Here is a 12,521-nt window from a genome sequence, read left to right on the forward strand (position 1 = left end):
CTGCACAGAACCGTCGAACGGCACCCTGACCTGCACGGTCATCACGGCTCATCGGCCGTTGGCGCCTGGTGCACAATCGTAGACATGACCTCTGACATGCCAGCGCCACCACAGCTGGATGCACCGCTGATCCGTGCGCTGCGCCAGGATCTTCAGGCTGCTTCGTACACCGTTGAACGCGTCGAAGACCTCATGGGGCCGGTCGCTGCCGCGGCGCTGCGCCGCGATGATCCGGCGCCGGCTCGACGTGCGCTGCGTCCCCTGGCGGACCCGGCAGCGCTCCTGCTGCGCCTGCTCACCCTCGGGGACGTGCTCACCACGGCTCAGGTGGATCAGGCACTGCCCGCCCTCGGTGCTCAGGGCGCGGCACGCCTGGGTCTCGTCGGCCCGCATGACGCGGACACGTGGGTGGCGCAGATCGACCTGTCCGCATACTCGGCACAGGACGACATCGGCGAGATCCACTGGTGGATCGCCTCGGACCGCGCTGAGCTCGCCACCGGCGAAGCGCTTGGATCCGAGCATGTGCTGGGGGTGGGCGGCGCCTCGCTCACCCTGGCGCGGATCACGCCGCGTGACCGCGTGGGCACCGTGCTGGACCTGGGCTGCGGCAGCGGTATCCAGGCGCTGCACGCTTCCCGTCATGCCGATCGGGTGGTCGCCACCGACCTTTCGCAGCGGGCGCTCGCCTTCGCGGCGTTCACCGCCGAGGTGAACGAGATCGAGCTCGACCTGCGCCACGGTTCCCTGTTCGAGCCGGTGGCCGGTGAGACCTTCGACCTGATCGTCTCGAATCCGCCGTTCGTCATCACGCCGCGCAGCGCCGACATCGAGCAGTGGACATACCGCGATGGCGGCCGACCGGGTGACGTACTCCTTGCTGAGATCCTTCACGCCCTGCCCAACCACCTCACCGCTGAGGGCCGCGCCGTGATGCTCGGCAACTGGGAAGTGTCCGCAGGGGCGCCGTGGAGCCAGCACCCGCGCACCTGGCTCAAGCCGGTCACCGCCGCAGGCATTGACGCACTGGTGATTCAGCGTGAGAGCGAGGATCCCGCGCAGTACGCCACGACCTGGGCGCGCGATGGCGGTGTGACGCCGCGCGATGCCGCTTGGCAGCCGATGATCGAGGCGTGGCTGAATGACTTCGCCGCCCGGGACGTCGAGCAGATCGGCTTCGGGTACCTGCTCTTAGGCCGACGCCCCGATACCGCATCCGGCGCAATGCGCGTGATCGAGCGCCCGGGAACCGGGTCCGGCACCCTCGCGCAGCATCTGCAGATGGCCTTACGCATGACGGGGACGCTCGCCGAGCTGAGCGATGAGGACCTGCTGGCGAGCCGGCCGGTGCGCGCCCAGGACGTGGTGGAGCGACGCCACCTGCAGCCGGGTGCCGCGGATCCGATGCTGATCGAGCTCGTGCAGGGCGCAGCTTTCGCTCACACCGTCGCTGCGGATCAGGTGCTCGCGGCCGTGGTGGGGGCTCTTGACGACGGTTCCCTGACTCTCGCGCAAACACTCGGTGCTGTGTGCGCGCTCACGGATCTGCCACTGCAGGAGACGCAGCCGCGGGTCCTGGAGGCCATCCGTGATCTGCTGGCTGAGGGCATGATGCGACTGTGAACACCCGCAGAGTCCTGAATCGAGCGTGTACCGTGTGGCACCATCGAGCCGACACCCCATAAGTACGGGATCCCGGACAATCCGCCGGGAGGCATCGCGCACGCCGCGATGAGGAAGGAACAGATCTGGTGACTGGTCAGAGGCATCTGGTGATCGTGGAGTCGCCCGCGAAGGCGCGGACCATCGGTCGCTATCTCGGGGATGACTTCGCGGTGGCCGCCTCCGTGGGCCACATCCGTGACATCCCGGTGCCACGCGACCTTCCCGCCGAGATGAAGAAGGGCCCGTACGCGAAGTTCGGGGTCGACGTCGACAACGGCTTCGAGCCGTACTACATCGTCAGCGCGGACAAGAAGAAAACCGTCACCGATCTCAAGAAACTCCTCAAGGACGCCGACGTTCTCTACCTCGCAACCGATGAGGACCGTGAAGGCGAGGCGATCGCCTGGCACCTATTGGAGACCCTGAAGCCCAAGAAGTCGCTGCCGGTCAAGCGCATGGTGTTCCACGAGATCACACGGGATGCGATCCAGGAGGCGCTGACCACCACGCGTGACATCGACCAGCACCTGGTCGACGCGCAGGAGACTCGCCGCATTCTCGATCGGCTGGTGGGATTCGAGCTGTCACCCGTGCTGTGGCGGAAGATCAAGCCGTCGCTGTCTGCCGGACGTGTCCAGTCGGTGGCTACCCGTCTGGTGGTCCAGCGAGAGCGGGAGCGGATGGCATTCATCGCCGCCGACTACTGGGATGTGACCGGGAGCTTCACTGCTGAGGCCCCGGCAGAGGACACCACCGGCTTCACGGCACGGATCGCCACGGTGGATGGTTCCCGCGTGGCCTTCGGATCTGATTTCACGGACGCTGGTGAGCTGAAGCCGAAGTCTGCCGGCGCGGTGGTGCTCACGGAGTCGTCGGCCGCAGAGCTGGTGGCGGCACTGGATGGTGCCCCAGCCACGGTGAGTTCGCTGGAGTCGAAACCGTACACGCGCCGCCCCGCCGCACCGTTCACCACCAGTTCGCTGCAGCAGGAAGCGAGCCGCAAGCTGCGCCTGGGGGCGCGTCAGGCGATGCGGGTGGCGCAGTCGCTGTATGAGAACGGCTACATCACCTACATGCGAACCGACTCGGTGGCGCTGTCCACCGAGGCGATCCGCGCATCGCGGACGCAGGCCGCGGAGCTGTACGGATCGCAGTTCGTGCCCGACAAACCGCGCTACTACCAGACGAAGTCACAGAACGCGCAGGAGGCGCATGAGGCGATCCGCCCGGCTGGCGACTCGTTCCGCACGCCCGCGCAGGTGGCTGGTCAGCTCAGCGGCGATGAGTTCCGCCTGTACGAGCTGATCTGGAAGCGCACCATCGCCTCGCAGATGGCCGACGCGAAGGGCACCACCTCCACCGTGGAGCTCGCTGTCGAGCAGGGGGGCCGCGCCGCCACGTTCCGCGCCTCCGGCACAGTGATCACCTTCCGCGGCTTCCTCGCGGCCTACGAAGAGGGCCGGGATGCCTCCCGCTATGAGGACAGCGGCTCCGATAAGCGCCTGCCGCAGATGCAGGAGGGGCAGCAGCTGCGTACAACAGCACTGGAGACCGAGGGGCACACCACCACGCCTCCGCCGCGATACACGGAGGCTTCGCTCGTGCGTGCACTGGAGGAGCGCGGCATCGGCCGTCCTTCGACCTACGCGTCGACGGTCGCGACCGTGCAGGATCGCGGCTATGTGTTGCGCCGCGGCTCCGCCCTGGTGCCCAGCTGGACGGCGTTCTCCGTGGTGCGGCTGCTGGAGGAGCATTTCGGTGAGTTCGTCGACTATGACTTCACCGCGCAGATGGAGCAGCAGTTGGACCGCATGGCCCGCGGTGACCTGGGACGTGCCCAGTATCTCGAGGAGTTCTACCGCGGCGATGGCGAGGATGGGCCGCTAGGCCTGAAGGTCATGGTGGACCATCTGGGTGACATCGACGCCCGGGAGATCAACTCGATCCCCGTCGGTGAGGGCATCACGCTGCGCGTGGGCCGCTATGGCGCGTACGTCGAACGCCCCGCCCTGGACGATGCCGGGAACCCAATCGACGGGGTGGATCCGCAGCGCGCTTCCGTGCCTGATGACATCGCTCCCGATGAACTGACTGCCCAGAAGGCGCGCGAGCTGCTCGAGCGCGCCAAGGATGATGGCCGCGTACTGGGTCAGGATCCCGAGACCGGCCACGACATCGTCGCCAAGGACGGCCGCTACGGCCCCTACGTGACCGAGGTACTGCCTGAGGTCGAGGGCACGCCGAAGTCGAAGCGGCCCAAGCCCCGCACGGCCAGCCTGTTCAAGACCATGGACCTGGCCACCATCACGATCGAGGATGCACTCACGCTCCTGAGCCTGCCGCGAGTGGTGGGCACCGGCGAGGACGGCACCGAGATCACCGCGCAGAACGGCCGCTACGGCCCGTACCTGAAGAAGGGCACGGACTCCCGCTCGCTCGAGAGCGAGGAGCAGTTGCTGACGATCACGGAGGAGCAGGCCCGTGCGATCTACGCCCAGCCGAAGACACGTGGACGCGCCGCCGCGAAGCCGCCGTTGAAGGAGCTCGGCACGGATCCGACCAGCGAGAAGCCGATCGTGGTCAAGGACGGCCGATTCGGTCCGTACATCACCGACGGCACCACGAACGTGACGCTGCGCCGGGATGACTCCCTGGAGTCACTCACCCATGAGATCGCGGTCGAACGCCTGGCGGAGAAACGCGCCAAGGGCCCGGCTAAGCGGTCTACCCGCAAGGCGCCAGCGAAGCGAAGCACGACCCGGAAGTCCGCCTCGAAAAAGTGAGCGCCCGGGGCGTGGACGAACGTCCCGACACGAGCACATGACCGCCGTGACGCCGGTTAGGCAGATCACCGTTCGGTGATCTGACGGACCTTACTGTGTGTCAGCGGGCCCATAAGGGCTTATGGTGGGCGCGAGTCTCTCAATGACGAAGGCCTACGAAGGAGTCAACATGAATTCTCGTCTCACTCGCCGCAGCCTCTTCGCTGGCGCTGCCACTACCACCGCAGCCGTCGGCCTCACGGGGTGTCTCGCCTCGGGCGATAGCGGCGACAAGGGAGGCGGCGGTGCTGCCGGCGGCGGCACCGACGGTCCGGTCACAATCCTGGGCGCTTTCGGCGGTCAGGAAGAGGCCGGGTTCAAGGAGTCGCTGAAAGCGTTCCAGGAAGAAACTGGCATCGAGATCCAGTACACGCCGGATCAGGACTTCACCACGACCGTGCGCCAGCGCATCTCTGCCGGCGACGCCCCGGACATCGCGATGTTCCCGCAGCCGGGCGGTCTGCTCGAGCAGGCCGAAGCCGGTACCGCGGTGCCGCTGGATGACGTGCTCGACCTGGGCAAGCTGAAGGAGACCCTGATCCCGGGCTTCCTTGAGTCCGCCACGGCGGAGGACGGCAAGGTCTACGGCGCCCCGATGCGCATGGCCTGCAAGTCCCTGATCTGGTACCCGAAGAAGGCCTACGAGGCCGGCGGCTACTCCACTGAGCCGAAGACGATGGAGGAGCTCGCGCAGATCACGCAGAAGATCAAAGACGATCTGGGCATCGCCCCGTGGTCGGACGCGTGGAACGCCGATCAGGCCACCGGATGGGTGGGGACCGACTGGCTGGAGGAGATCATGCTCCGCCTGCATGGCCCCGACGTGTACGACCAGTGGACCAAGCATGAGATCCCCTTCAACGACCCGCAGGTGCTGGAGGCCTTCGCGGAGCTCGAGAAGATCCTGCTGGCCGACGGCAACGTGTTGGGCGGCGCCACCACCATCGTGAACACCCCGTTCTCCGAGGCCCCGCTGCCGCTGTTCGAGGACCCGGCGCGCGCCATGCTGGTGCGCCAGGGCAACTTCGTGACCGGCTTCTTCCCGGAGGAGATCCTCTCCGCGATGGACGAGGAGGTGGGCGTGTTCGCCATGCCGACCTACGAGGGTGGCTTCGACGGCCAGCCGATCCTCGGTGGCGGTGACCTGGTGGCGCTGTTCAACAAGGAGAAGGAGGACGCCAAAAAGGTCCTCGAGTTCCTCACCTCGCCCGACTTCGGTGGCCCGTGGGCGAAGGCCGGTGGCTGGCTGAGCCCCCACAAGACCTTCGACGAATCCAACTATGCGGATGAGACCACCCGTCGGATCGCGAAGATCGCTGGCGACGCTAAGATGTTCCGCTACGACGGATCCGATCTCATGCCCAACGCCGTCGGCGGCGGCACCTTCTGGACCGGCATGGTCGAGTGGGTAGAGGGCACCAAGACTGCTGAGCAGGTCGCCCAGGAGATCGAAGACTCGTGGCCGCAGTGACGAAGGACGATTCGCCGACGGGGGACGCGCCCGCTCCCCCGTCGGCGCTGGCTGAGCGCGCGCCCTCGCGCAGTGGAGCCAGGCCCCTCAAGATCCTGATCGGCGTCGTCGGGCTCGTGGTCACCGTCTGGGCGATGGCCAACCTGTTCCTGGCGATGGCACTGTACAAGCAGTGGTTCCTCAATTCCACCGTGCTGATCGGCATCCTGGGCCTCGTGGTCGGGATCGGCGGCGCCATGCTGCTGTTCCGCTTCCTGAACATGACGATCGAGGGGCTGCCGTCGCGGCTGGGTGAAGGCCTGATCCCCTACGCCTTCCTGCTGCCGGGCTTCTCCTTCATCGGTCTCATGCTGATCTACCCGACGATCCAGACCATCGTGTATTCGTTCGCGAACGCGAATTCCACGGACTGGGTCGGGTTCAAGAACTACAAAGACATCTTCCAGGACGCTTACTTCCGCAGCGCCCTGTTCAACAACCTGCTGTGGATCCTGATCGTTCCGATCATCACAGTCGGCTTCGGTCTGGCGGTGGCGGTTCTCGCAGACAAGCTCTCCGCCACAGGCGAGAAGGTCTCCAAGTCGATGGTCTTCTTGCCGATGTCGATCAGCTTCGTGGGCGCTTCGACGATCTGGGGTCTGGTCTATGCGGTCAACTCCCCCGGCGCTGCGCAGACGGGTCTGCTCAACGCCGTGGTGGTGGCTCTCGGCGGCGATCCACAGCCGTGGCTGCAGATCGACACGGCGCGGCTGAACTCACTGCTGCTGATGGTGATCCTGATCTGGCTGCAGACGGGCTTCGCCATGGTGCTGCTGAGCTCGGCCATCAAGGCGGTGCCTGAGGACACGGTCGAAGCGGGGCGCATCGACGGCGCCTCGGAGTTCCGGATCTTCTGGTCGATCGTGTTCCCGCAGGTGCGCGCCACGTTGCTGGCCGTGTTCATCACGGTGCTGATCCTGGTGCTGAAGGTCTTCGACATCATCTACGTGATGACGAACGGCCGGAACAACACCGATGTGATCGCGAACCTGTTCTTCCGCCGTCTGTTCGTGGACGGCAATGCCGGGCATGCCTCCGCGATCGTTGTGGTGCTGCTGATCCTGATCATCCCGATCCTGATCTACCAGGTGCGGGCGTACAAGGCGCAGGAGGCGAACCGATGATGGGACGCATGAAGGATGGGCGCCCCCGCTCGCTGGTCGCGATCATCACCATGGTGGTGCTGTCGATCCTGTGGACGGTGCCGACGGTGGGACTGCTGGTCACGTCCTTCCGTGATCGTGTGTCGGTGGCCCGCACCGGATGGTGGACGGCGCTCGTCGACCCGCTCGGCGCGGGATGGACGATGGACAACTACGCCCGCGTGTTCCAGAGCACCTCGCTCGGTAGCTCACTGGTGAACTCGATCGCGGTGGCGATCCCCGGAACGGTTCTGCCGATCATGTTCGCGGCGTTCGCCGCCTACGCGTTCACGTTCATGAAGTTCCCCGGGCGGGAGCTGCTGTTCGTGATCATCGTGGCGCTGATGGTGGTGCCGATCCAGGTCGCCTTCCAGCCGATGCTGAACCTGCTCGGACCGCGCGGTCTGGGCATCTCCGGCGAGTTCGTGGCCGTCTGGCTGCTGCACACCGGTTTCGGTATGCCGCTGGCGATCTACACGCTGCGCAACTACATGTCGAGTCTGCCGAGCTCCGTGGTGGAGAGCGCGAAGATCGACGGTGCCTCGCATTTCCAGACGTTCTGGCGACTCGTGGCACCGATGTCTATGCCGGCTATCGCTGCGTTCGCCACGCTCCAGTTCATCTGGGTGTGGAACGACCTGCTGATCGCGAAGCTGTTCCTCTCGGGCAGCACGGCCACGGTGATCGTGGATCTGCAGCAGATGCTGGGCACGCAGGGTCAGGGCCAGGAGCTGTTGACCGCCGGCGCCTTCGTCTCGATGGTGATCCCGATGATCGTGTTCTTCTCCCTGCAGCGTTTCCTGGTGCGCGGTATGACGGCCGGCTCTGTGAAGGGCTGACCGCCTCTGCTGTATTCGGGCGTGACTCGTGACGGCCTCCGGCGCTGAGCCGGGGGCCGTCGCAGTCTGTATCGCGCCGTGCGGGACGCGCGGCGTTGAGGAGAGTCGTTGCTCTGCTGGGGGGCGGGATCGGTTCCTCACGGGACGCGCGCCGTCCCGTTCGTCAGGGGGCACCGCTAGATTGGACGTATGTCCGCGCAGACCCTGTCCCTGCCCCCGCACGGCGTGCTCGACCCTGCAACTGCTCCGCCGCTGCGTTGGGGCGTCATCTCTCCTGGCTCCATCGCTGAACAGTTCACTGCCACGATGCATCGCGCAACGGCGTCGCGCGTGGTCGCGGTCGCCTCTCGCTCCCAGGACCGTGCCGACGCGTTCGCCGCGAAACACGGCATCGAGGCGGCCTTCGCAGGCCCTGAGGCCATGCTCGCCGCGGGCGGTCTCGACGCGGTGTACATCGCCTCGCCGCATGCGCAGCATCACGAGCTCGCCCGCCCCGTGCTGGAGGCTGGGGTGCCGGTGCTGGTGGAGAAGGCGTTCACACTCAACGAGTCGCAGGCTCGTGACCTGCTTGATCTGGCGCAGCAGCGCGGCGTGTTCGCGATGGAGGCCATGTGGGCCCGTTTCCTGCCGCAGTACGGGCTGCTGCGTGCAGTGATCAGCGAGGGACTGATCGGTGAGGTGATCCAGGTCGAGGCGGATCACGGGCAGGCGTTCCCGGAGGCTCCGGCTCACCGTCTGTACGCGCCGGAACTGGGTGGCGGTGCCCTGCTGGACCTAGGTGTGTATCCGCTGTCTCTCGCGCAGATGCTGCTGGGTGACCTGCAGGATCCGGCGATCCGTGGGGAGCTGACCGCGACGGGTGTGGATGCGTTCGCGGGGGTGGTGGCGCGCGGTGAGCGCGGCGGCTGGGCGGTCGTGTCCACGACGCTGCGGGCACGCACGGCAAACCGTGCGGTCATTGCGGGCACGCGTGGCCGCGTCGTGCTGCCGTCACCGTTCTATGCGCCCGGCGATGTCGAGGTGGTGCTCGATGATGGCCGCACGGCCTCGTGGTCCCATCCCGGGGACGTGGACGACGGTATGGCGTTCGAGATAGCGGAGGCCGCGCGCTGCATCACGGCAGGCGAGTCGCAGTCTGCGCTGATGACGTGGAAGGACACGCTCAGCGTCATGCACACGATGGATGCGGTGCGCTCGGCGCTCGGCGTCACCTACCCGGGGGAGGCACACTGATGAATGCCGTTCCAGCGCTGCCTTTCGACGCGGACCGTCTGCAGCTGGATGTTCCCACGCCGCGCACGCCGCGCCGCGGCATGTTCCTCTCCTTCGAGGGCGGGGATGGGGCTGGCAAGTCCACTCAGATGGCGATGCTGCGCCGGCATCTGATCGAGGAGCGCATGGTCTCTGAAGATCTGGTGCTGTCCACGCGTGAGCCCGGCGGCACCGAACTGGGAGAGCAGATCCGTTCTCTGCTGCTGCATGGTGGTCACGTCGATGAGCGCGCGGAGGCGCTGCTGTACGCGGCTGATCGGGCCCATCACATCGCCACGGTGGTGCGTCCTCATCTGGCGCGCGGTGGGCTGGTGCTCGCGGATCGCTATATCGACTCATCCATCGCCTATCAGGGGGCGGGCCGCCTGTTGGAGCCGTCGCAGATCGCGGCGCTGTCACTGTGGGCCACTGACGGCCTCATGCCGCATCGCACGATCCTGCTGGACCTTGACCCGTCGGTGCTGAACGAGCGGCGGGAGGCGAACAGCCAGGATCGTCTCGAACAGGCCGGTTTCTCCTTCCATGACGCTGTGCGTCAGCAGTTCCTCGCGCTCGCTGAGGCCGATCCTGAGCGGTTCACCGTGATCGATGGTTCCCTGCCGCGCGAGGAGGTTCACCGCCGCGTGCTGGAGTCGATCGATGATCTCCTCGAGACCGTGGATCCCACCTTCGAGCCGCCCACGCCGGTGTCTCATCGGGACGAGCTGTGAGTGTGTGGGCTGAGGTCGTCGGCCAAGAGCCGGCGGTCCAGCAGTTTCGCCGTGCGGCCTCTCCGGAAGGATCCCTTGCGCAGGCGTGGCTGGTGACGGGTCCGCCCGGTTCTGGGCGCTCCACGGCTGCTCGGGCGTTCGCTGCCACTCTGCAGTGCGAGGAGGGCACAGGCTGCGGCCAGTGCCAGGCGTGTCGAACCGTGACTGCTGGCACGCATCCCGACGTCACGGTGGTGACCACGGACAAGCTGTCGATCTCCAAGGAGGAGGTGCGGGGCCTTGTGCTCACGGCGCAGCAGGCGCCGGCCACGGGGCATCGTCGCGTGGTGATCGTCGAGGATGCGGATCGGATGAGCCCGGGCACCTTCAATGTGCTGCTGAAGGCCATCGAGGAGCCGCCGCCGCTGACAGTGTGGATGCTGTGCGCGCCGTCCGCGCAAGATCTGGCGCCGACGATCCGCTCACGCTGCCGTGTGGTGACGCTGTCTCTTCCCTCGCCACAGGTGGTAGCTGACCTGCTGGTGCGCCGTGATGGGGTGGATCCTGACCGAGCTGAGCGGGCTGCGCGCGCAGCGCAGGGGCATATCGGGCTCGCCTTGCGATACGCGACGCAGGACGGTGCGCTGGCTGCTCGCGAGGACTCGGCGCGAGAGCTGCTCGGGCTCCGCGGTGTCGGGCAGGCAGTGCTGGCGGCGCAGGCTCTCGTGGAGCGCGCCACGGCGGAGGCGAAGGAGCATGCCGACGCGGTAGCAGCCGAGGAACGTGAGCATTTCCTCCGTTCGGCAGGGATCGACGACGGCCGGGTGCCGCCCGCTCTGCGTTCGCAGGTCAAGCAGCTGGAAGAGGATGCGAAGCGTCGGCAGACCCGGCTTGTGCGTGATGTGCTGGACCGCTACCTGCTGGATGCCCACTCGGTGCTGCGCGATGTGCTGATGCTGCAGCTCAACGCGGGGCGGGAGCTGGTGAATCCGGGGGTTCGCCAGGACATCGAGGCGACGGCAGGGCGCGGATCGGCGCTCGTGACGGTGGAACTGCTCGATGCTGTGCAGACCAGTCGCAGGCGCATCGCCGGAAATGTGCCTCCGTTGCTCGCTGTCGAGGCGCTGCTGGCGCGCGTCGCGATCAGTCTTCGCTGACCTGCGTGCCCTCGGCGTTGGCATCAGCATCGTCCGACGGTGCGCCGTCGGCGTTGGCCTCGTAGGCGACGTCAAGCTCATCCACAACGACGCCCGTCGCGCGGGGGATCTCCCGGTCCCTGTCCTCCTGGCCGGTTTCCGAGTGCGCGCCGCAGCCGTAGCCCAGGTGCACCACGCGACCGTCGGCCGGGGACCATTCGTTCGTGCACACGCCGAACTCGCTGCGCAGCGATCCGGACAGCAGCATGAGGAAACCGCAGCTGGAGCACGGTGCAGGGATCGTTCCGCGGCGGCGACGCTTCGAGACGGGACGGGGCCCGAAATCGCTGTTGACCCACCGATCGGCGGCGTCGGTGCGACCTTCGCGGGACAGCACGCGCACGCGCCCTAAGCCGAGCTCCCACTGCGCGAGCCGGTCGGCGTCCTCGTCACCGGTGGCCTCATAGCCCTGTTCGAGTCGATCGTCCTGCTCCCGGTAGGGCAGCAGATCGTCGGCGCCGACGTCCTCCGGCTTCAGCCGCTCCGCCCACGGCTGCCATGCGGGTGCGAGCAGCGCATCCTCGCCTGGCAGCAGCGCGGTCTCGGAGACGGTCGCTGTCTTGGCCCGCGGTGCACGAGAGAGCACAACGATCCACGACCAGCCGTGGTAGCCGGGCATGGTGCACTCGAAAACATGCGTGACCAGGCGATCGCTGCCGGCCTCCACGCGCAGATGCTCGCCGACCTGGCCGGGCTCGGTGACCTCCTCAAGGGCCTCGCGCGCCAGGTCGACAGCGGCAGCGCCGATCGCGTCGAGCTTCGGCTTCGCCGTGCGCGGGCGACGCGGAGCGGTCGGTACGGCGGAAGAGTCCGTCATCGGGTCAGGCCTCGAAGTTGTCGGCGACAGCGCGCATCACCGTGGCGATCTTCTGGGAATGGCCGCGGTCGGGGTAGCGGCCCTGACGCAGCCCATTGGATGCGTCATCGAGCAAGCGAATCAGGTCCTCGACCATGCCGGCCATGTCCTGCGGCTTCGGACGCCGGGCGCGCATCACCGACGGCGCAGGGTCGACCAGTTGCAGCGTCAGAACCTGCGGGCCGCGTCGACCGTCCACCATGTCGAAGTCGACCTTGGTGCCGGGACGCAGCGTCGTCACACCGCCCGGGAGGTTCGAGGCATGCACGTACACGCTCTGACCGTCCTCGTCGTCGAGGACGAAGCCGAAGCCCTTGTCGGCGTCGTAGAACTTCACCTTGCCACGTGGCACTCGGATCCCGTCCTTGTCTGGTGCTCTGACATCCGCTGGATATGGGGCACGGCGCCTCGACGGCGTACGTGGAACCTGCGGTGTGTGCTGCTTGTTGTCTGTGTGCTCTGTGCGGGCGCCACGCGGGCACCAGCGACGGTCCAGTCTAATCGACCCGTGCTGGGAGGACCAGACGATG

At 66.9% G+C, this 12,521-nt stretch carries 10 protein-coding genes; 8 read left to right on the forward strand and 2 right to left on the reverse strand.

Annotated features, from left to right (window positions below):
• The first annotated feature begins 84 nt into the window (after positions 1-84).
• The 8 genes from C8271_RS12535 (at position 85) to C8271_RS12570 (ending at position 11,096) form a co-directional block, all read left to right on the forward strand.
• Positions 85-1,623: a DUF7059 domain-containing protein gene (locus C8271_RS12535; protein WP_106507575.1), complete on the forward strand. Its 1,539-nt coding sequence runs from the start codon at positions 85-87 to the stop codon at positions 1,621-1,623.
• Between the two features lie 128 nt (positions 1,624-1,751).
• Positions 1,752-4,448, forward strand: a complete 2,697-nt coding sequence (gene topA, locus C8271_RS12540) for a type I DNA topoisomerase (RefSeq protein WP_106507576.1) — start codon at positions 1,752-1,754, stop codon at positions 4,446-4,448.
• Between the two features lie 169 nt (positions 4,449-4,617).
• Positions 4,618-5,958, forward strand: coding sequence for an ABC transporter substrate-binding protein (locus C8271_RS12545; protein WP_106507577.1), 1,341 nt, complete (start codon positions 4,618-4,620; stop codon positions 5,956-5,958).
• The gene (locus C8271_RS12550) at positions 5,946-7,121 is read left to right on the forward strand and encodes a carbohydrate ABC transporter permease (protein WP_342751954.1); all 1,176 of its coding nucleotides are present in this window, start codon (positions 5,946-5,948) and stop codon (positions 7,119-7,121) included. Before C8271_RS12545 ends, C8271_RS12550 begins: the two co-directional genes overlap by 13 nt.
• The gene (locus tag C8271_RS12555) at positions 7,118-7,978 is read left to right on the forward strand and encodes a carbohydrate ABC transporter permease (RefSeq protein ID WP_106507578.1); all 861 of its coding nucleotides are present in this window, start codon (positions 7,118-7,120) and stop codon (positions 7,976-7,978) included. Before C8271_RS12550 ends, C8271_RS12555 begins: the two co-directional genes overlap by 4 nt.
• A gap of 189 nt (positions 7,979-8,167) precedes the next feature.
• The gene (locus C8271_RS12560; protein ID WP_106507579.1) at positions 8,168-9,211 is read left to right on the forward strand and encodes a Gfo/Idh/MocA family protein; all 1,044 of its coding nucleotides are present in this window, start codon (positions 8,168-8,170) and stop codon (positions 9,209-9,211) included.
• Positions 9,211-9,960 carry a dTMP kinase gene (gene tmk / locus C8271_RS12565; protein WP_106507580.1) on the forward strand — a complete coding sequence of 250 codons (750 nt, stop codon included), beginning with the start codon at positions 9,211-9,213 and terminating at the stop codon, positions 9,958-9,960. Before C8271_RS12560 ends, tmk begins: the two co-directional genes overlap by 1 nt.
• Positions 9,957-11,096, forward strand: coding sequence for a DNA polymerase III subunit delta' (locus C8271_RS12570; protein WP_106507581.1), 1,140 nt, complete (start codon positions 9,957-9,959; stop codon positions 11,094-11,096). Before tmk ends, C8271_RS12570 begins: the two co-directional genes overlap by 4 nt.
• Here C8271_RS12570 and C8271_RS12575 read toward each other — a convergent pair.
• Positions 11,083-11,952, reverse strand: coding sequence for a DUF3027 domain-containing protein (locus C8271_RS12575; protein ID WP_106507582.1), 870 nt, complete (start codon positions 11,950-11,952; stop codon positions 11,083-11,085). The genes C8271_RS12570 and C8271_RS12575 overlap by 14 nt on opposite strands.
• A 4-nt stretch (positions 11,953-11,956) precedes the next feature.
• Positions 11,957-12,343 (reverse strand): cold-shock protein, encoded by a 387-nt coding sequence (locus C8271_RS12580; RefSeq protein ID WP_106507583.1) that lies wholly within the window; start codon positions 12,341-12,343, stop codon positions 11,957-11,959.
• Positions 12,344-12,521 lie beyond the last annotated feature (178 nt).

The organism is Brachybacterium timonense, from assembly GCF_900258505.1.
Lineage (GTDB): Bacteria > Actinomycetota > Actinomycetes > Actinomycetales > Dermabacteraceae > Brachybacterium > Brachybacterium timonense.